The following is a 20841-nucleotide window of genomic DNA, read 5'->3' on the forward strand; positions in this document are numbered from 1 at the left end:
GAATCCTCCTCTTTTTGTTATCTTGCTAGCAGTTTATCCTGCAATTAACCAACTGTCAAATAAATTTTACCGTTGATTTTTCATAAAAGTACTTGGGGTCATCCCATGCCATTTGCGGAATTGATTCGTGAAGTGATTATAGTTTTGGAAACCGACATCATAACATACCTCCGAAGCGCTTCGGCCGTTATGCTCCAGCATCAGAACCGCTTGTTGGATGCGCATCCGATTCAGTGTATCGATAATGGAATAGCCTGTGCCGGCTTTGAAGAGATGGGACAATCTCGAAGGAGAGAGCCCGACAGACCGCGCTAAATCCTCAATTCGAATCGGTTCGCGCATGAATCGCGAGAGCAAATGAAGGACTTCCTCAATCCGTGGGTCCATTTTGCGTCTGGTTTTCTGCGCCATGAGGAGCAGTATCTCCCTTAACGAGCTGCTGCACAGTTCAAACCAATATTCGCCGCGCTCGCGGGAATCTGCCAATATGCGGTTGAAGGCCTGAGAAACACGATCTCGAATGGATTCATGCTCAAAAGTCAGATAAAACTGATCTTCCTGAGGAAGCAGACTGGTTTCTGTGAAAATGGGAGGGAAATGCGCCCAGAGGAACTCCCAGGTATGGGCTGGCTGCGTGCCATAATGATGCGGGCTACCCGGAGCCAACAGGATCAGGTCTCCTGCTTTGCATGTTTGCACCTCACCGTCTCGCTGGACATAACCTTCCCCTGCCAGTGTAAACATGACCAACCAATCACTCCGGCCTTGAGGCCGTTTGACGACATACGTATCTGGTTCATGATAATGTCCTGCAAACAATTCGTTAAATTCATATTCCAACGTCATCTTGTTTGGGTTCCTTTCGAGTCTATGGTGAGAACTTAACCTTAGTATATCAAGAAACAGCAGGATTGTATGACTATTTAGCAACATTCTTACTTCTATGCAAGCTATGAATTCGATATGCTGAAGTCAGGAAATACATGATGATCCAGGAGGGAAAGAACATGCCGCAATCACAGTTCAGGTTGACGAAGCAACAGAAGCAGCATTTTGATACAGAAGGTTATGTCATCGTGAAAGGGCTATTCTCAGAGCATAATCTGAAGGAGATCGATGAAACCTTTGAGGCAATGAGCCACCAGATCATACCTGGCTATTTCGAGCCTGACCTCCATTCGGACCTTGCAGATCCATTGAAGCGATATCCCCGTGTCATGCATCCGCATAGGTTTAGCGAGACGGCGAAGTCCTACATGCTGCATCAACCTATTATGGAAGTGCTAGCAGATTTGTATGAGGAAGAGGCGTTGGCTGCGCAAAGCATGTTTTATTACAAACCGCCGGGTTCCCGCGGGCAAGCGCTTCATCAGGATAACTTCTATCTACAGGTGGAGCCGGGCAACTGCATAGCAGCATGGACCGCCATCGACCCAGCCGATGAGGAGAATGGAGGTTTGCTCGTAGTTCCCAAAACGAATACACTCGACCTATCCTGTCCGGATCTGGCCGATGCGAAGGAGTCGTTTACGACACATTATGTGAAGCCGCCTAAGGATGAGAAGGCAATGCCAGTCATCATGGAGCGAGGCGACGTGCTCTTTTTCAACGGCAATCTGATTCATGGCTCTTATCGGAATAAAACGAAGGACCGCTTCCGCCGGGCATTCATTTGTCATTACGCCAACGCGTCAGCAACGCATATTGGCAATCACTATCGTCCTTTGTACCGGCAGAACGGCCAGCCCGTCTCGCTTGAGGTAAATCCGAACGGTGGTCCGTGCGGCGAAGAGTTTGAGAATGTTTATCCGCATTAATTCGGTAATAAAAAAGATGAGAAGGATCGTAGCTAAGGCCGATGGAGTGGCTGGTGTACGGTCTTTTTTTGCGCAATAAAAGAAGAATTGTTTTACATAGTATGGAATGATTTCAATTGTTTACAATAGGGGAGGGGTGATAATCATGATGGTCGGATGGATTGTTGGCCTACTGCTCCTCTCGCAGCAGAATGTGGCTCCGGATCGAATAACAATCGATGAAAAAAGTGGACAAATCATTGCCAATGTAGAAAGGGGGGCTTACTCGATTAATTATGTGGATGTTCCTCTGATTGACAATGAACGATTGCATCAGCTGACAGATGAAGTGACGAAGAAGATATTTCGCAAGCCTAAGAATGCCATCATCAACGATGCAGGAGCGATTGTTAAAGAAGTAGCAGGCGTGCAGCTGAACCAAAAGGCGTTTGTGGAGTCATTTTATAAGCATTTTTATGGCGAAGGTCCTATGACCTTTGAAGTTCCGCAGAAGCCGATATATCCTAAGGTGGACAGTGAGCTGTTAGCGAGCATTCGCGTAAATCCGATTGGTTACTATGTGACCTATTTTAATTCAAATAATCACCATCGCTACAATAACATTAAGCTTGCGACCCAAGCGATTAATAATTATGTTGTTCAACCTAATGAAACTTTTTCGTTTAACAGAGTTGTTGGCGAACGAACCCGGGGGAGAGGTTATATGTCGGCGAAGGTCATTGTAAGGGGTGAATTTTCGGAAGGAATCGGCGGCGGGATTTGCCAGATTTCATCTACCTTATACAACGCGGCTGACCGTGCCGGTCTGACCATCGTAGAACGTTTCTCGCACAGCAGATCGGTTCCCTACGTGCCATCGGGCAGGGATGCTACTGTAAACTGGGGAGGACCTGATTTCAGCTTCAAAAATAATTATAATCAACCGATCTTGATTAGGGCGCATGCGATGCCGGGACGCGTCTATGTAAGCCTGTTGTCCTCGGACAGCATTAACCACAAGCCGCGGCATGTGCCAAGCGCTTCTGAATCTTTGCCGGAAGAGATTAACGCTGGAACCGATGTCGGACAACCCGTGCCCTAAGATGCATATTTCACATGCTTGCAGGCAAAGGTCAATATATGCACATATTTGTAAAAATAAAAGCAAAAAATCGCAAGATTTCCGGCTAACCTTTCGCTAGAATAGAGGCAGATCATTCAGCTTGAGAAGGGTGGAAATCAGCTTCATGAAAACATTTTTGGATGAGAACTTTTTGCTTACGAACGATACGGCTGTTCATTTATTCCATGAATTTGCCAAAGATTTACCCATTATTGACTACCACTGTCATTTAAGTCCTAAGGAAATTTATGAAAATAAACAATTCAGCAACATAACCGAAGCTTGGCTGTACGGCGATCACTACAAGTGGAGAATGATGCGTGCCAATGGCGTAGAAGAGACGAAGGTTACGGGAGAGGCTAGTGATTACGATCGTTTTGCTGCATGGGCCGCGACACTTCCGATGGCAATTGGCAACCCGCTGTATCATTGGTCCCATATGGAGCTTCAAACGTATTTTGGCGTTTATGACTTAATTAACGAGCAGAATGCCCCTGTGATTTGGGAAAAAGTAAATGCCAAGCTGGCTGAAGGCGGCTCGCGTGCGAGAGACTTGATCACCAATTCCAAAGTAACGGTTATCTGTACGACTGATGATCCGGTGGATTCCTTGGAATATCACATCAAAATCAAAGAAATCAAAGATTTCGACACGCAAGTATTGCCGTCTTTCCGTCCTGATAAAGCGCTTGAAATCAACCGGGCGACTTTCTTGCCATGGATCAGCCAATTGGAGAAATCCGCGGGCATCACGATCAGCTCCTATGATGATCTGTTGGCGGGACTTGAAAGCAGAGCCGAATTTTTTGCTTCTGTTGGCTGCAAAGTATCTGACCATGCCTTGGATTATGTTCCTTTTGCGACTGCGACCAAAGAAGAAGTGGATGAGATCTTCAAAGCCGGATTGGCAGGCAAGGCTGTCAGCTTGGAAGACGAGAAGAAATATAAAGCGTTTACCTTGCTGTTCCTAGGCGGCATCTACAAAAGGTTGGATTGGGCGATGCAATACCATATCAATGCTTCCCGGAACAATAACGGACAAGCGTTCGCTAAGCTGGGTCCGGATACGGGCTTTGACTCGATCAATGACAGTCCGGTTGCCAGCGCTCTTACAGGCTTGCTGTCATCTCTGGCGGTTGCGGATTCGCTGCCGAGAACGATTTTGTATTCGCTGAATGCACGCGATAATGAAATTCTGGCTTCTTTGATGGGCAGCTTCCAAGGCGATGGCATCCCAGGCAAAATCCAGCTCGGCGCGGCATGGTGGTTTAACGATACCAGAGACGGCATGGTGCAGCAGATGAAATCGCTGGGGAACTTCGGCTTGCTCGGCCGTTTCGTAGGGATGCTGACAGACTCCCGCAGCTTCTTGTCCTACACGCGACACGAATATTTCCGCAGAATCCTCTGCAACATGTTCGGCGAGTGGGTTGAAGCGGGTGAATTCCCGAATGACGAGCAACTGCTGAAACAGCTGGTTCAAGGGATTTCCTATCATAACGCGAAGCAATATTTTGGATTTTAAGATAAGCTAACCTCTGTGCTTGCGCTGAGGCTGCTGAAATCGTTGATTTCAGTGGCTTTGGCGTAGGGTGGAGGTTTTTTGTTTTTTTGGTGGGGATGAGAGTGTGGGTGGGAGGAGTGGAAGTGGAAGTGGATGTAGATGTAGAAGTAAAAGTAGAGAGAAGAAGTAGAAGTAGAAGTAGAAGTAGAAGTAGAAGTAGAAGTAGAAGTAGAAGTAGAAGTAGAAGGGGAGGAGGTTTAAAAGTGACCAATTTGTTGGACGTTCATGCAGAATGGACGGGAAAGAGGAGTTGAGAGTGGTGAGTTCTAAATGAAAAGGAACTATGATCCGCTAATTGGCGGGAACTGGGGTAAAAGCAGCATGAAAGGGAACTGAGATACGCTATTGAAGTGGAAACTGCTGATTACGGCTGGGAAATGGTGGATTAGCGGATCATAGTTCCCTTTGGAGTGAATTTAGGCGGTTTTCAGCCATATAGGGGATCATAGTTCCCTTTGGGCTATGCGGTGACACAGAACTTAGTGTGAAAAGGGCGTAGGGTGGGTTTTTTTTTGTTTTTTGGTGGGGATGGGAGTGTGGGTGGGAGTAGGAGTGGAAGTGGATGTAGATGTAGAAGTAGAAGTAGAAGGGGAGGAGGTTTAAAAGTGACCAATTTGTTGGACGTTCATGCAGAATGGACGGGAAAGAGGAGGTGAGAGTGGTGAGTTGTAAATGAAAAGGAACTATGATCCGCTAATTGGCGGGAACTGGGGTACGCTATATAAGCGGAAAATGCTGATTTCGGCTGGAAAATGGTGAATTAGCGGATCGTAGTTCCCTTTGGAGTGAAATTAGGCGGATTTTAGCCATATAGCGGATTCTAGTTCCCTTTGGGCTATTGGATGACACAGTGAGCGGTGGATGACCAAGCTGAGTGGATTGCGGAAACCGTGACTAGTTTGATGAAAAACTATGGTCCCTTAATTGGCGGGAGAGGGCGGCAGCATTCCTTCGCGTAGTCCTCCCCGTCATCTCACGGCACGTGCCGCATCAGCTTTCGTCATTCTCCGCGTAGTCCTCCCCGCCATCTCACAGCATATGACACATCAGCCTTCGACATTCGCAGCGTCCCCCCGCCCCGCCACCTCACAGCACATGCCGCATCAGCTTCCGGCACTCAAGCGGCGTCTGCGAGGTGACTTGCTTGAACACGCGGCCGAAGTGGGCGACGCTGTCGAAGCCGGATTGCTCGGCGATGTGGATGACTTTGAGCTTCGTTTCACGCAGCAGACGCTGCGCTTCGCGGATGCGCACGTTGTTCAAGTATTCAACGAACGAGAAGCCGGTTGTTTCCTTGAACGAGCGGCAGAAGTAGCTTGGGCTGATATAAAAGGTTTCGGAAATCGAGGCGAGTGTCAGCCGATTGCGAAACTCCTCATTGATGTAGGAGACAATTTCGTACATTTTGGGATTGTGTGGTTGTGGTTGTTCGTCCACTAGATTTAGTTTGTCTGTGAGCCGCGAGCAGATAATCAGCAATTGCGTAAATAAGGCTTTGCTGTTAAGCTGCCAACCGCTTTGTTCTTGCTGCTGCTCTCGCAAAATATGAAAAAGCAAATTCTCCACAACGGTGCGATTCGTGCCCGAGAGGGAGAAGACATGATGGTTCTGCTGAAAAAGAACGAGCAGTTGTTCAGCGGCATCTTCGCCAATGGATCGAATGAAGCGATCATCAAAGCTTAGTAGAATGCGTTCGTGCGGTGCTGCATCGACATTTCGAGTTTTGTGAAGCACGTTTTTATCGATGCAAACGAGGCCGCCTTCTTGAATATAATAAGAGCGGTCTTGTATAAAATAGTGGCGTTTCCCGCTGAGTAAATAATAAATTTCATAGGTATCATGGAAATGATTCACGTTCATGGAGAAAGCATGATCTCTGCGAAGTCGTTCAATCGCGAATTGCTGCAAGGCTAGCCACCTCTTGTCTCAATTAAATCTGTTCCTTTTATTATAGCAAGATATGCAAGGAAAGAAACTATAAAGGTAATATTTGAATAGAAACACAGCAAATATTGTATTACTCTTGAAGTAGGACATATTCACATTCGAGAGGGGTACTAACGGAATGAAAAAACGTTATGCAGTAGTCGGCACAGGTGGAAGAGCGGAGTTTTTCTATGGAGCGATTGTGAAAGATTTTCAAGAAACGTCCGAATTGGTTGCGATTTGCGATATTAACCAAACGAGAATGAATTATACCAACCAACTATTGGTTGATAAATATGAGTACAATGCGGTACCAACTTATAAAGCAGATCAATTCGAGGAAATGATTCGCAACGAGAAGCCTGATTATGTCATTGTGACATCAGTGGATCGGACACATCATACTTACATTATCAAGGCGATGGAGCTTGGTTGTGATGTCATCTCCGAAAAACCGATGACGGTAGATGAAGAGAAATGCCAAGAAATTCTCGATGCAATTAAACGTACGGGACGCCAGCTTCGCGTGACGTTCAATTACCGTTATGCTCCGCACAATACGAAAATTCGCGAGCTGATTATGGATGGAGCCATTGGGGATGTTCATTCGGTACATTTCGAGTGGCTGCTGAACACAGAGCATGGCGCTGATTATTTCCGCAGATGGCACCGTGATAAGCGCAATGGCGGCGGGTTGCTGGTACACAAGTCGACGCATCATTTCGATCTCGTTAACTTCTGGCTCGGCACGCGTCCTGACACGGTATTTGCGATGGGAGGCCTCATGTTCTATGGCAGAGAAAATGCAGAGAAACGCGGCGAAACGAAGTTCTATCAACGGGCTACGGGGAATGAGAATGCCAAGGATGATCCGTTTGCGCTGCATTTGGATACGAATAAGCATCTAAAAGGGATGTATTTGGATGCGGAACACGAAGACGGCTACCAACGCGATCAAAGCGTTTTCGGCGATGGGATCAGCATTGAAGACACGATGGGGGTTATGGTTCGCTACAAAAATAAAGCTATTCTCACTTATTCTTTGAATGCCTACATGCCATGGGAAGGCTTCAATGTCATGATCAATGGCAGCAAGGGCCGTATTGAATTGCGGGTAGTGGAGAAATCGTACGTGAATTCCGGCGGGGACAAAGCGGACGAAGGCGCATTGAAAACCAAATCAATCAAGGTATTCCCGATGTTCGCAGCTCCATACGAAGTGGAGATTGAAGAGCTTGCTGGGGGACATGGGGGTGGTGATCCGATCTTGCTGCGCGACATTTTTGATAAGGCGTCCGATGACCGCTTTGCCAGAGCAGCCTCCCATGTGGATGGTGCGATGTCCATTCTGACTGGCATAGCAGGGAACATTTCATTGCGTACGGGACAGCCTGTTGCGGTAGATAAATTGGTCACTTTTTAATAAAGGTTGGAGGCGAGCGGCATGTGGAATCCGGATGCTATCATGGAGAACCTTTATAACACGTATGCCGGCAAGCGGCTTCAAGAGCAAGAATATGAAACGGCTGCTTCGTATAAGCTGCGGTTAAAGGCACAATTGACTGGCTCGCTGACGCTTCGAGAAGGACAGGATGATCTACATCCTGTCCTTCTTGAACGTATAGAGCTCAGTGATCATATTCGTGAGCGAATTGAATTTGGAACTTACATGGGCTTTCGAGTTCCTGCTTATGTATTGATTCCACTAGGTTTGAAGGAAAAGAGAGCTGCTGTGCTGGCCTTGCATGGTCATGGGTTCGGGAGCAGGCAAATCGTAGGATTGAATGCGGATGGCACTGAGCATACAGGCAAACCGGACATTCATGGCAATTATGCGCTGGAACTCGTTAGGCGCGGCTTCATCGTGATTGCTCCTGAGATGATAGGCTTCGGGGATCGAAGGCTAGCTGAGGATCAGAAAGACGGAAAAGTAGGGAACTCTTCCTGCCAAACCCTAGCATCACATTTGCTGTTATACGGGATATCGTTAGCGGCATTGCGCGTTCAGGAAGCGAGGCGAGCGCTCGACTACGTGTTGTCTCGTGAAGATGTGGACAGCGGCAGCGTTGGCTGTTTTGGTTTCTCGGGAGGCGGACTTATCGCCGCCTACACAGCAGCTATCGATGAACGAGTGAAAGCGACGGTTCTGTGCGCCTTTGCCAATACATTCAAAGGCAGCATTATGCCTATTCGCCATTGCATCGACAATTACTTACCGGGTGTTTTGGCATACGCGGAGCTGCCTGAATTAATTGGTTTGATAGCTCCTCGTCCCTTGTTTATCGCTTCTGGCAAACAGGATCCTATTTTTCCTGTAGAAACGGTAGAAGTTGCTGTAGCGTATTTAAGGGAATTGTATATGCAAAGTGGTGCGGAAGACCGATTGCATGTTCATCTCTATGATGGGGTTCATGAAGTGGATGGGAGTCAGGCTTATCCTTGGTTGGTTGAGGCGCTTGTAGAGGCTTCTAAACAGGCGTGATGTTAGAAACTGTTATCTGTTCCATTTAGTTTTAAGGTGTCGTACTTGCGGATTTCTTCACGCCAGGAGAGAAATCCATTCTCCATGGCGCGGATCAGCATTTCTGCGGTCGCAACATTCGTAGCAAGAGGAATCCTCTGAACATCACATAGGCGAAGCAAGGCAGAAATATCTGGTTCGTGGCCAAGCGCTGACAGCGGGTCGCGAAAAAAGATCAGTAAATCAATATCATCCATCGCAATCATTGCTCCGATTTGTTGATCTCCTCCAAGTGGCCCTGAGCGCAAGCCGGTCACCTCTAGTTTGGCAGCCTCACTGATTCTTCTCCCTGTCGTTCCTGTTGCAAATAGCGTATGCTTTTGGAAGATATGTTTGTAAGCAATAACGAAGTCTACGATTAAGTTTTTGTGAATGTCATGAGCAACCAATGCGATATTCATTTACTCTCCACTCCTTTATTGTATGTTATGTATTCTTACATAAAATTGTTGTTGAATTCAGAATATCCTAAATTTCAAATGAATTCAATCATTATTTTGGAATATTTAATCATCTTCAAAATATTATGTCATGTTTTCGAACATTAAGATAACGCAAAGTGAGCTAATCAAGCAGTTTACAGCTCGTTTCCTTCCTTTATATAGGGAGCTAACTATGTTAATCTGTAAGAAGTGTCAACAAGGCGGTGGTCATCACTTGAAGCGAATTTTGATTACAGGGTACAAAGCATCTGAATTGGGCATTTTTTCATTAAAGCATCCGGGAATTCCGATTATCAAAAAAGCGATCCAGAAGAAGCTCATTGCTCTTGTCGAGGAAGGTTTGGAATGGGTCGTTGTTAGTGGGGGTTGGGGTGTTGAGTTGTGGGCGGCTGAGGCCGTGCTTGAACTTAGAACGAATACATGTCCGGAGCTGAAATTAGCGATTATTACGCCTTTTCTAGAGCAGGAAGAGAAATGGAGCGACGATAAGAAGAATTGCTATACGAGTGTGATTGAGCGTGCTAATTATGTGAACAGCATAACGAAGACCAAATATGAAGGTCCCTGGCAGTTTAAGGAACGCGACAAGTTTCTGCTGCGCAACTCGGATGGCATCCTGCTTGTCTATGATGAAGATACAGAGGGTTCTCCAAGATTTATGAAACAGCAAGCTGCGCAATTGGCGGCCAATCACGCTTATCCGATCTTAACCATCAATGCGTATGATTTGCAAAATATAGCGGAAGACGAACAAGGGGAGCAGCACGGGGAAGAAGATTTGAGCGGAGATCAATGGGAAGATCTAGATACGTATAAGGATAATACAGATTTCGAGGAAATCTAAATATGGAAAGCCAGATCCGATGCGGATTTGGCTTTTTTTTGAGCCTAGTGCGTTAAGAAAATCTTAAGAATTGTCCCCACAATCTGTTAAGATTCAGCACCTATACTAAGTCTCATGATAGCTATCAACATTTTGATTGTATTTATCAGATCAACTTGATACGTTTAAGGATATCCGCAAAACACGGTACATAGGGTTATAACTAGTTTTGACTTACAAAACAAATATAAAGGAGGGTACCTTGGATGGCAATACCTACAATACTCCTTGTTGACGACGAGAAAGAAATCATAGATATGCTGGCCATTTACTTGAAAAATGAAGGTTATCAGCTGCTTCGAGCGTCTGATGGCATGGAAGCCCTGCAGGTTCTTCAGAAGGAAGAGGTAGATCTGATCGTCCTCGACATCATGATGCCGAAAATGGATGGGATCGAGGCTTGCTTCAAAATCCGCGAGCAAAAAAATATGCCGATCATCATGCTCTCTGCCAAAAGCCAGGACATGGATAAAATCTGGGGCTTAAGCTCTGGTGCTGACGATTACATGAGCAAACCATTTAATCCCTTGGAGCTGATCGCTCGAATTAAATCTCAACTGCGCCGTTACACTAGGCTTAATGTGCCGCATGTGAACAAGGACCATGAGCTCGAAGTGGATGATCTGACGATCAATACACAGACGCATGAAGTCAAGCTGGAAGGCAAAGAAATTAAGCTAACCCCTAGGGAATTCGCCATTCTTGAGCTGCTTGTCCGCAATCGTGGGATGGTATGGAGCTCGGAAAAACTGTACGAAACTATCTGGAAAGAAGCCTACTATGACTCCGATAATACGGTCATGGTGCATATTCGCAAAATTCGTGAAAAAATTGAACCAAATCCAAGAAACCCGAGATTTATAAAAACGGTTTGGGGGGTTGGCTACAAAGTTGAATAATAGAACCGATATCGATCCCTACGCTAAGCTGAACCGATTTCCATTTCGCTTTTTCCCTTTTAACCTGCTTCGAAAGCTGATTATTTTGGTTCGGACGCTGTATAAGATTAGCATAGGCCATGTGAATCGAAGCGTACGAATGCAGTTGATGCTAACCTTTGCTATCTGTTTGTTGGCGGGATCACTGACGTATGGCATCTCCTCCAAATTGTTCGGAGAAATGCGACGGGAGGCGGTTATTGACTATAAGTACGGAATTGAACGAATCGATAGTGAAGCCCGCAGCTTGGTTAGTGAACTATCGTTCCTCCAAAAACAAAGAGAGCAACCCAATAGCGAAAGTTCGGGAGGCAGGCCGGAGTTTTTCGAAGATCATGTAAACCGAATGAATGATCAAAAGTTCAAGGTTCTAATAACGGATCTGGAAGGTCGAGTTGTCTTTCGAAGCCAAAATGCTGCGGAAACAAATGTCGAAATTCACAATGTGATAGGCAACGCGATGAATGCTCGTACGGATCAGGATTATGGCCGAAAAGAATTTTCCAGTTTTTACCCTGTCAACTATCTGGGGCAAAAATCATACCTGATTGTCTCCGGCATCCCGGAACCGCACATTACGTATCAGAGGGGGGAAAGCCCGCTGTCCTTGCTGAGCGCTGTGGCTGTTTTTATCCTTTTGTTCTACTTCATAACGCAAAAGAAAATGCGCCACATTGAGGAGTTGGCTGGTGGTCTGCGCATCATTGCAACGGGGAATTTGGATTACCGTGTCGTTGAACGCAGTCAAGATGAGCTTGGTTCCCTAGCTCGGGATCTGAACTTCATGGTAGAGGATTTGCAGAAAAGGATTGAAGAGGAAAGAAGGAGCGAACGTTTGAAGCGTGAGCTGATTACTAATGTTTCTCATGATTTACGTACACCGCTGACGCTCATCATGGGTTACTTGCGACTGCTGCATGATAAGGGCTACGAAACACCTGAGCAGGCGTCTGGCTATATTAGTATTGCTTATCATAAGTCCGAAAAGCTGAAGCTGCTCATCGATGACTTATTCGAGTACACGAAATTATCCAATCGCGATGAGCCTCTTTATCGTGAAGGTGTTGCAATCAACGAGTTATTAGACCAATTGCTTGAGGAGTTTGTCACACCGGCTGAGGAGCAGCAGCTAACGATCATTCGCACGATCCCGAAGGAGAAGCTGCTGGTTCGTATCGATGTGGATAAGATGATTCGTGTCTTCGAGAATCTTCTGGGTAATTCGCTGAAATACAGCTTGAAGCCGGGAGCGATTACTGTCAGTCTGCGCCATGATTATCGGTATGTCACCCTGCAAGTTAGCAATCAAGCAGAGTTGCTTAGCGATGATGCCTTGCATCAGTTATTCGATCGGTTTTATCGGGTGGACGCTTCGCGTTCTTCCAATACCGGAGGGTCGGGCCTAGGGCTCGCCATCGCCAAAAGTATTGTGGAGTCGCACGAAGGCGCCATTTGGGCCGAGCAAAGCGGCGGACAGATTCATTTTTTCGTAAAATTAAAGCTTGTGTAATGGATTTAGGAAAATGACGCTTAAAGGGGCTTTGCTATGAGACGATGGATGGTATGCCTGATGCTAGTATGCTTATTAGGAATGATAGGGTGCTCAAAGCCTATCGAATTTACCGGGAAAACGGAAGATTGGCGGGTGGAATGCACAGTAAATCCATCCGAAAATGCCAAGGAATATGCGATCACGTATATTGGAAAAGACAGTCAGTCCGTTAAAAATGTCAGTTACTCTTTTATGCATAGTGGAAATTTTAATCAAAGTGGCACTAGCGAAACGAGCTCGAAAAATTTGAAAATAACCGGAAAGTCTATCAAAGAAACGCCTTATGTTGAGGAAGATAGCTTTACACTTCAAATCAAATGGAATGGTAAGGAGGACACGATACCTGTAGTGAAAAAAGGTTAGCATCCTGCATATGCACACACAGCCGATTATTGCCCCTAAGGTAGAATCGGCTTTATTGTCATGCGTTTTTTTAGGCGTCCAATGAGGGGAGGAGTAGAAAAGTTGACGAAGCTAACGGAGTTTTCGATGAAGAATGTTGCGGCTGTATGTATCGTGATTTGGCTGTTGATTGCAGGGGGCTGTTATGCTGCGAGGAACTTGAAGGTAGAGAGTATGCCGGATATCTCTTATCCGATTGTTATTATTTCGACTGATTATACAGCTCCGCCCAAGGATGTCATGGAGCTGGTCACCAAACCATTGGAGAAAGCAGTAGCAGGAATGCAAGGGCTCAAGAATGTGAGCTCCAGTTCGCAGGATAATTACTCGCAAATTGTTATTCAACTAGAGCAAGGCAAGAAACCTGATGATGTTAAAAAAGATGTGGAAAGCTTGATTGCCAATGTGCGGCTTCCGCAGGGGTCTGAGAAGCCTAAGGTATTAACGGCGGGTTTCGCTTCCGAACCTATCTATCATTTGGCGCTTTATGCTGAAGAAGGAACGAACCAAACGGAGCTGGATCAAGCTTTTAAAGATATGATTTTACCTGGATTAGAGGGTATTAGAGGTGTTGACCATGTAGATTCATTTGGCAATCGGGAAGCAGTGCTTACAATTAAATTGGATGGTGCAGCAATGAACCGATACGGCCTTACGCCACGAGAGGTATCCGGCTTTATTCAAGGAGCGCTCGTGTCCAGTCCGGCTGGCACGGTTGATTTTAATGGCAATCATCAGATGCTTAGGGTAAAAGGACAGCTGGATTCTATTTACAGTCTGGATCATATGAAAATAGGAACGCCTGAAGGCGACACGCTTCTGCTTAAGCAAATCGCCAAAGTGGAAGCGATCAGCGAATCCGCCAATACGGCCAGACTAGATGGCAAACCGGCGATCACGGTGTTGCTATACAAGACGAAGGATGCGAATACAGTAGAATTCGCTGGAGAAGTGGATAAACAAATATCATCTTGGCAAAAGTCATTGAAAGGAGTGAAGTTTCATCTTGTACTGAATGGTGCGACGTCCGTGAAGGAATCTATTCATGGCATGGTACAAGAAGGTGGGCTAGGGGCGCTGCTCGCTTCGCTGATGATCTTAATCTTTTTGCGGAATGTGAAAATGACCTTCATTGTACTGGTCTCCATTCCGCTTTCAATTCTGGTTACGCTGCTATTTATGAACCCGTTCGGTATTTCTTTGAACATTATGACGCTCGGTGGGATGGCGATTGCCATTGGACGGGTTGTTGATGACAGCATCGTCGTTATTGAAAATATATACAGCCAGATGGAAAAGGCGCAGGAACGCAGCGAATCGGTTATCAAGCTGGCTACGCAGCAAGTTGCCTCGGCGATTACTTCGTCAACCCTTACAACGGTTGGTGTTTTCGCACCGATTGGATTCGTGAGCGGCATAGTCGGCGAAGTATTCCGTCCGTTTGCGCTGACTTTGATTTGTGCGCTTTTGTCTTCGCTGCTCGTTGCCCTAACAGTCATTCCGATGCTGGCGAAGCTGATGGTGCTTAAAGGAAATAGCATTCCGCATCAGAATGAGAAGCAAGCGACTTTGTTCATGCTTCGCTATCAAAAAATGTTAGAGTGGTCTTTAACTAACCGCATAAAGACGTTGTTGTTTGCGGCGATATTGTTCGTTCTTTCCATTGTGGTTACTGTGCCGCATCTGGCAACGTCGTTTATGCCGGCCAACGCGTCAGAGAGGCAAATGGTTTTTACGATTCAGATGCCACGCGGCACATCGCAGGAAATGATGAATGCACAGTCCAAAGAAATCGAAACGTTATTGCAGGATGCCAGGAATGCCTCGGGTCAACCCATCTTTAGCTACAACGAATCGATCATGGGGGCTGATTGGGCAGATATTTACACGGAATCGAGTACGTATGCAGATGCTAAACTGGCTTTTAAACAATATAAGGGAAAAATTGCCGAGCTTCTTCCCAAAGATGCCAAAGTGAGCGGTAAAGTATTCGCTTTTGGACCTGGCACAGGAAGCGGCGTAGACTTCTCCTACTTATTAACAGGAGATGATCAGCTGTATTTGCAGCTGGCTGCTCAGCAGATTGAAAATAAACTGAGCGAGTTCCCCGAGCTTACTGAGATTAAAAACAGCCTAAGCGAAATAAAGACAGAAGTTGAGATTACCGTTGATGAAGGCAAGGCAATGTTGTACGGCTTCACAGCGGCCCAAGTTCTGGAGAACGTGAACAGTTGGATAAAAGAAGAAAAGTTGGGTGATCTCACATTTAATCACATCACTTATGCGACCAAGGTGATGCTCGATAACAAATATAAAGATTCGATGGATAAGCTAGGCGGCTATATGCTTAAGTCAGCCAATGGCAAGCGTGTGCAAATCAATGAGATTGCCAAAATAAAGCAAATCAACGCTCCGGTCTCCATTAGTCGGGAGATGCAGTCGCAGGTACTGACGGTGACAGCTCAAATCGACAGTGCCGATAAAGGCGGAATTAGTAAAAAAATATCAACGGAGTTAGCCAAGATTGAGCTCCCTTTGGGCGTAAGCCGCGAAGTGAAGGGGGTATCGGGTGATATTAATAAAAGCTTCATGGAAATGTTCATGGCCATGGGAGCGTCGATTTTTATCGTGTATTTGGTTATGGTGATCGCATTTGGGAATGCGAGTGCACCGTTCGCGATTCTATTCTGCTTGCCGCTTGCTGCAATCGGGGGGTTATTGGGCCTCTTTGTTACCGGGGAATCACTCAACGTCACTTCCTTGATCGGGTTTCTAATGCTAATCGGTATCGTCGTCACGAATGCCATTGTTCTTATCGACAGGGTCCAGCAACTGGTTCAGCAGGGTCATCCACTGCGTCAATCGTTGATTGAGGCGGGGATGACACGCTTGAGGCCAATCATAATGACCGCAGGTGCGACCATTATGGCTTTGATGCCGTTAGCACTAGGTCTATCAAAGGGGACGATCGTCTCCAAAGGCTTGGCGGTCGTTGTTATTGGGGGCTTAAGCACATCAACACTGCTCACGCTCGTTGTTGTCCCCATTATGTATGAATGGATATATGCCATTAAAATGCGTCGCAGGATTGGATGAGAAATGAAATAAGGCCAATCTCCTAGAAGGTGATGCATTTCTCCCTTGTGAGACTGCCTTTTTGGCAGTCTCGGCTAACAAAAGCAGGGATGCAGCCTATTTCGGTGGTTGAGCCTGCCTTTTCGGCAGGCTCAGAGCGGGTGGGCTGCTTTTTCGCTTGTGAGCCTGCCATTTTGGCAGTCTCGGCTAACAAAAGTAGGGATGAGGCCTTCTTTGGTGGTTGAGCCTGCTTTTTCGGCAGGCTCAGAGGGGGTAGGCTGCTTTTTTGCTTTTGAGCGTGCCATTTTGGCAGTCTCGGCTAACAAAAGTAGGGAAGCAGCCTTCTTTGGTGGTTGAGCCTGCTTTTTGGCTTTTGAGCGTGCCATTTTGGCAGTCTCGGCTAACAAAAGCAGGGATGCAGACTTCTTTGGTGGTTGAGCCTGCCTTTTCGGCAGGCTCAGAGGGGGGGGGCTGCAATTCTCGCTCCGAGGCTGCCTTTTTGGCAGGCTCAGAGCGGGTTCGATGCTTTCTCCTTCTGAGACGGCCTCGGATTTTCAGTGGCCGCGATGTTCCCTGATGGTTTTTCTTAATCCTGCGGGGCAGGACACACCATCTGGGCATTCTCCGTTCCATACAATTCGGGAGCTTCCACGAGATTGTGCAAGGGAACTTCCTTTTCGTCATGAGGTTGATCCAAAGGGTAGATTCTAGCCGTTTCATTGTTCGTATCGACATGTTGAATGTAGATCGGGACTCCGTTGTAAGTCACGTGTGCCATCGTTGACGAGGTGGCAATTTCTTGTGCGCGCTGATTATTCATAAGTGTGTGGCCTCCTAATGAGAAGTAGTGACATTATTTGCATTTATTCCAAGAAGTATGTGTGCTGAATTATATGTCATATAACGTGACGCGAAACAGAGGGATTTAATTTTGGGTGAGATCAACTTGTTCCCCGAAACAAATTTAAGGAGAGAATTTGGTTCGATATACAAATATCGCGCTGAATTATGTTAGATATATTGACGTATATGACGAATGGAGATTACGATCAGGGTAAAAACAAGCGACGATCCTTCTTTGATAAAAGCTGATTTCAAGAAAGATTTCTGAAGACAACAGGGGTGAACGGAATGGCTAACCACTTGGATTTGATCATTCGCGGCGGCTCCATCGTTCTCAGAGATGAAGTCCGCATGCTGGATATAGGTGTTAAGAACGGCAAGATCGTGGCATTGGGTGAACAGATTGGAAAGGATGCCGAGACGATCGTGGATGCACGAGGCATGACGATGATGGCAGGCATGATAGATGTTCATGTTCATTTGAATGAACCGGGACTTGGGGATTGGGAAGGCTTCGCTTCGGGCTCGGCAGCTTTGGCGGCGGGCGGATGTACGACCTACATGGATATGCCTCTAAACGGCGTTTCACCAACCGATGCGCTTGCGGTCATGCAGCAAAAGCTGGCAACAGCGGAGGCGCAGTCTCACGTGGACTATGCCATCTGGGGCGGCCTCGTTCCTGACCATCTGGATGACTTGGAAGCCCTGCATGCAGCGGGGGTTGTTGGGTTCAAAGCGTTCATGTCTTCACCTGGCGCCCCGGGGGAGGAGGCTTTCCGGGAGGTGGACGATCTCACCTTGTGGGAAGGGATGAAGCGGATTGCCCACTTGAATCGTGTACTTGCTATTCACCCCGAAAGTGAATCGCAGGTCTCGCAATTAGGAAGAATTCGTCAAGTAGAAGGAGCGGTTTCTGCCAAGGATTACTCCTCTTCAAGACCGATCCTGGCCGAGTTGGAGGCAGTGAACCGCGCTTTGTTTTATGCTGAGCAGACCGGATGCCCGTTGCATTTCGTTCATATTAGCAGCCCGGCAGCGATTATGGTCATTGCCAAAGCCAAAGAAAGAGGCGTTAATGTCACAGTGGAAACGTGTCCGCACTATTTGGCATTAACTAAGATGAATTTGGAAAATATTGGTCCAAAAGCCAAATGCGCGCCTCCGCAGCAGAGCAAGGAGGAGCAGGATATGCTCTGGCATGTGCTTCGGCTAGGCTATATTGATATGATATCGTCGGATCATTCCCCCTGTCCGGGAGATTTGAAATTGTCAGACAACTATTTTGAAGCATGGGGAGGCATAGCTGGGGCGCAAAGCTCACTGGAATTGATGCTGGATGAAGGTCATCTGAAGCGCAAAATCCCGCTAACACAACTGACCGAAATGTTGTCCTACGCACCGGCCAAACGGTTTGGACTGCATCCACGGAAAGGCGAAATTCGAGTAGGGGCTGATGCCGATCTCGTCATGATTCAGCTGGATAAGGCTTATGAATTGACAGAGGAGCAGCTTCTTGATCGGCATAGACAAAGCCCCTATGTGGGGAAGACCTTCTCCTGCAAAGTCGTAGCCACATGGAGCAATGGGAATCTTGTTTATGAGGAATCAAGCGGCGTACGGCCTGTGAAGATGGGGAATTGGCTGAGCGGCAGCGAGCTAGTTGATGGCTCCGCTTGATTCAGGCAGCATAGCCATGAAGGTGCTGAGTGAGCTGCTCACGAAGGCATCTTTTCGGGTAATGAATTCCGTATGGATATGACGATAGTGATCAGGTATTTCAAAAGTACGGATCAAACCGTCCGCTTCATGCTTATGAACGACAGCTTTGGGCATCAGGGAGATGCCGAGTCCCGCAGAAACGCCACCAATAATGGCTTCCAGCATACCGAATTCCATCATGGTGGGCTGCGTGTTGCCGATGGATTGAAGCCACTGTTCCAACACATCCCGATAGGAGCAGCCTGCGCTGAAAACAAGGATGGGCTTCGCCAGAGCTTCTGTAAGATCGGCCACATGAGGGCCAGCTGCAATGACTAATTCCTCTTCAAAGGCAGGAATGGATACCAGCTCGGGATGCGTGCACGAGCAGCCAATGAACGCGCCATCCAATTCATAATGGAGTACTTTTTCAATTAAAAATTGCGAGTGGCCTGTTGTTAGAGAGAGCTGAACATTGGAATGCTGCTCGTAGTAGCAAGCAAGCAGTTTAGGCAGTCGGACGGCTGCAGCAGTTTGCGTAGATCCAATCAGGAGCGGGCCGCTAGGTTCCCCGGAAGATGAAAGGGCGAGGAACGCTTCATCCAGCAATCCGACGATTTTATCCGCATAGGCCAGCAATGTTTTGCCGCTTGAAGTTAATGACATGCCACGGTTATGACGGTAAAAAAGCACGGTTTGCAGTTCCGATTCAAGCTGTCTGATCCGAGCTGTGATGTTGGATTGGACATAACCGAGCCGCTGAGCAGCCTTGGTGACGGAGCCTTCACGAGCGACCATTTGAAAAACGCGCAAATCTGGGCTTTCCATTTTTGCAACCCCCTTGTAGGTAAAATCCTTGCTATCATTCATTATGATATCTAACATCATTAACAATCATTATACATAATAGAAGTCCTCCCTTACAATTAGCTTACTGCTAGTGAATGGAGGTTTTTTTCGGTGAACAAATTCAAATATATTTGCCTTATTCTGGTTACCACCTTTGTTATGGGAGTTGCGTTTCCCGTAGGGAAAATCGGCATGCTGTACGCGACGCCTTTTTTTCTGATGGGGATCCGCTTCGTGCTCGCAGGAGGCTTGTTGGCTCTGTTGGTTGCCAAAAAGCCGCGACCACGAGGCGGCAGACAGTGGTTGAAATCAGCCCTAATCGGCCTCTTTCAATCTGCGGGTGTGATGGGCTGTGCTTACTACAGCATGCATTGGATCACCTCAAGCGAGTCTTCGATCATTACTTGCACGAACCCGCTGATCGTCATCATTCTCGGGACTATCTTAACTGGAGCCAAGTACCGCGGCCGTCAATGGCTTGGTGTTGCGGTAGGTTTTGTTGGTGTCGCGATGACCTTTGGGCTCCAAATGAACTTCCAAATCGGCACGTTCATCGGCTTCGCAGGTGCGGTTTGCTTCGCGGCAGCTACCCTTCTCATCAAGCGGTGGGGCGCTGAGTTCGACATGACGGTCCTGGCAGCTTACCAAATGCTTGCTGGAGGAATTGTTTTACTTCTATTAAGCGCGTTTACGGAACATGCCTACTTTACGTTTACGGGTGCCTCTGTGTTAGCCGTGCTGTGGCTGGTCATTATGGGCTCCATCGTGCAATTTTCGCTCTGGTTTTATTTGCTTAGGAACGGGGACCCGGCCAAAACGAGCGCCTTTTTGTTTCTTGTTCCGTTATTTGGCGTCCTTTCCAGTTGGCTGCTGCTGGGAGAGCGAATCGCCTGGTATGTTTCGGCGGGCGGGGCTTTTATCTGTTTGGGCATCTTTTTGGTGAATTGGGAAGGCAGTTCGCGTGCGGCTGCAAATTTGGCAAATCATCCATCAGGCGTGTAGGATCACATTATCACAACGGCAAGTACTGTTTATTCAGTGCTTGTCGTTTTTTTGTTGTGAATATTAAGGGGCGGTCATGGCTTTGCAGCGATTAGAAGTCTTTTGTGCAATTAGACTTAACAGTGGACACAACGAATTGGGAAATTAGATAATAGACCTATCCAAATTACGAGGTGTCCGAGATGAGTGAATTCCGCCAACGGTACAATCAAAAGTTTAAAGAGGA

Annotated in this window: 16 protein-coding genes and 1 pseudogene; 12 read left to right on the top strand and 5 right to left on the bottom strand. The window is 46.9% G+C overall.

The genetic code is table 11. The features are described from left to right. Nucleotides 1-66: 66 nt before the first annotated feature. Complete coding sequence (locus HQN90_RS34125) at nt 67-846, bottom strand: helix-turn-helix domain-containing protein (protein ID WP_173227343.1); 780 nt, start codon at nt 844-846, stop codon at nt 67-69. A 161-nt stretch (nt 847-1007) separates the two neighbouring features. Here HQN90_RS34125 and HQN90_RS34130 point away from each other — a divergent pair, with 161 nt between their 5' ends. From HQN90_RS34130 to uxaC, 3 genes are all read left to right on the top strand, one after another. Then, nucleotides 1008-1817 carry a phytanoyl-CoA dioxygenase family protein gene (locus HQN90_RS34130; RefSeq protein ID WP_173227344.1) on the top strand — a complete coding sequence of 270 codons (810 nt, stop codon included), beginning with the start codon at nt 1008-1010 and terminating at the stop codon, nt 1815-1817. A gap of 145 nt (nt 1818-1962) precedes the next feature. Continuing rightward, entirely contained in the window at nt 1963-2898 is a 936-nt protein-coding gene (locus HQN90_RS34135; RefSeq protein WP_173227345.1) for a VanW family protein, read from the top strand. A gap of 145 nt (nt 2899-3043) precedes the next feature. Continuing rightward, the gene (uxaC, locus tag HQN90_RS34140; protein WP_173227346.1) at nt 3044-4444 is read left to right on the top strand and encodes a glucuronate isomerase; all 1401 of its coding nucleotides are present in this window, start codon (nt 3044-3046) and stop codon (nt 4442-4444) included. A gap of 1125 nt (nt 4445-5569) precedes the next feature. On the opposite strand, the gene HQN90_RS34145 is transcribed toward uxaC, so the two are convergent. Next, nucleotides 5570-6391 (bottom strand): AraC family transcriptional regulator, encoded by an 822-nt coding sequence (locus tag HQN90_RS34145; protein WP_173227347.1) that lies wholly within the window; start codon nt 6389-6391, stop codon nt 5570-5572. Nucleotides 6392-6548: 157 nt separating this feature from the next. Between HQN90_RS34145 and HQN90_RS34150 the strand changes: the two genes are divergently transcribed. Continuing rightward, on the top strand, nt 6549-7832 hold the full coding sequence (locus HQN90_RS34150) for a Gfo/Idh/MocA family protein (protein WP_173227348.1): 1284 nt from the start codon (nt 6549-6551) through the stop codon (nt 7830-7832). Between the two features lie 21 nt (nt 7833-7853). Then, nucleotides 7854-8891, top strand: a complete 1038-nt coding sequence (locus HQN90_RS34155; protein WP_173227349.1) for a dienelactone hydrolase family protein — start codon at nt 7854-7856, stop codon at nt 8889-8891. Nucleotides 8892-8893: 2 nt separating this feature from the next. Here HQN90_RS34155 and HQN90_RS34160 read toward each other — a convergent pair whose 3' ends face one another. Continuing rightward, complete coding sequence (locus HQN90_RS34160) at nt 8894-9331, bottom strand: methylglyoxal synthase (protein WP_173227350.1); 438 nt, start codon at nt 9329-9331, stop codon at nt 8894-8896. A 256-nt stretch (nt 9332-9587) separates the two neighbouring features. On the opposite strand from HQN90_RS34160, the gene HQN90_RS34165 reads away from it, so the two are divergent. From HQN90_RS34165 to HQN90_RS34185, 5 genes are all read left to right on the top strand, one after another. Further along, the gene (locus HQN90_RS34165) at nt 9588-10217 is read left to right on the top strand and encodes an SLOG family protein (RefSeq protein WP_246362971.1); all 630 of its coding nucleotides are present in this window, start codon (nt 9588-9590) and stop codon (nt 10215-10217) included. A gap of 245 nt (nt 10218-10462) precedes the next feature. Then, the gene (locus HQN90_RS34170; RefSeq protein WP_173227352.1) at nt 10463-11155 is read left to right on the top strand and encodes a response regulator transcription factor; all 693 of its coding nucleotides are present in this window, start codon (nt 10463-10465) and stop codon (nt 11153-11155) included. Beyond that, nucleotides 11148-12704 (top strand): sensor histidine kinase, encoded by a 1557-nt coding sequence (locus HQN90_RS34175; RefSeq protein WP_173227353.1) that lies wholly within the window; start codon nt 11148-11150, stop codon nt 12702-12704. The genes HQN90_RS34170 and HQN90_RS34175 overlap by 8 nt, the downstream gene beginning before the upstream one ends. A gap of 36 nt (nt 12705-12740) precedes the next feature. Further along, a complete protein-coding gene (locus HQN90_RS34180) occupies nt 12741-13109 on the top strand; it encodes a hypothetical protein (RefSeq protein ID WP_173227354.1) in 369 nt (122 codons plus the stop codon). A gap of 102 nt (nt 13110-13211) precedes the next feature. Next, nucleotides 13212-16244 (top strand): efflux RND transporter permease subunit, encoded by a 3033-nt coding sequence (locus HQN90_RS34185; protein WP_173227355.1) that lies wholly within the window; start codon nt 13212-13214, stop codon nt 16242-16244. Nucleotides 16245-16869: 625 nt separating this feature from the next. On the opposite strand, the pseudogene HQN90_RS34190 reads toward HQN90_RS34185, so the two are convergent. Further along, nucleotides 16870-17043: pseudogene (locus HQN90_RS34190) on the bottom strand (small acid-soluble spore protein H); the annotation flags it as partial. A gap of 311 nt (nt 17044-17354) precedes the next feature. Here HQN90_RS34190 and allB point away from each other — a divergent pair. After that, nucleotides 17355-18743 carry an allantoinase AllB gene (gene allB / locus HQN90_RS34195; protein WP_173227357.1) on the top strand — a complete coding sequence of 463 codons (1389 nt, stop codon included), beginning with the start codon at nt 17355-17357 and terminating at the stop codon, nt 18741-18743. Here allB and HQN90_RS34200 read toward each other — a convergent pair. Continuing rightward, nucleotides 18723-19592: a LysR family transcriptional regulator gene (locus tag HQN90_RS34200; protein ID WP_173227358.1), complete on the bottom strand. Its 870-nt coding sequence runs from the start codon at nt 19590-19592 to the stop codon at nt 18723-18725. The two genes, allB and HQN90_RS34200, sit on opposite strands and share 21 nt — an antisense overlap. Nucleotides 19593-19724: 132 nt before the next feature. On the opposite strand from HQN90_RS34200, the gene HQN90_RS34205 reads away from it, so the two are divergent. Further along, nucleotides 19725-20615: an EamA family transporter gene (locus HQN90_RS34205; protein ID WP_173227359.1), complete on the top strand. Its 891-nt coding sequence runs from the start codon at nt 19725-19727 to the stop codon at nt 20613-20615. The last annotated feature ends 226 nt before the right edge of the window (nt 20616-20841 follow it).

Source organism: Paenibacillus alba, from assembly GCF_013204855.1.
GTDB classification, from domain to species: Bacteria; Bacillota; Bacilli; order Paenibacillales; family NBRC-103111; genus Paenibacillus_E; species Paenibacillus_E alba.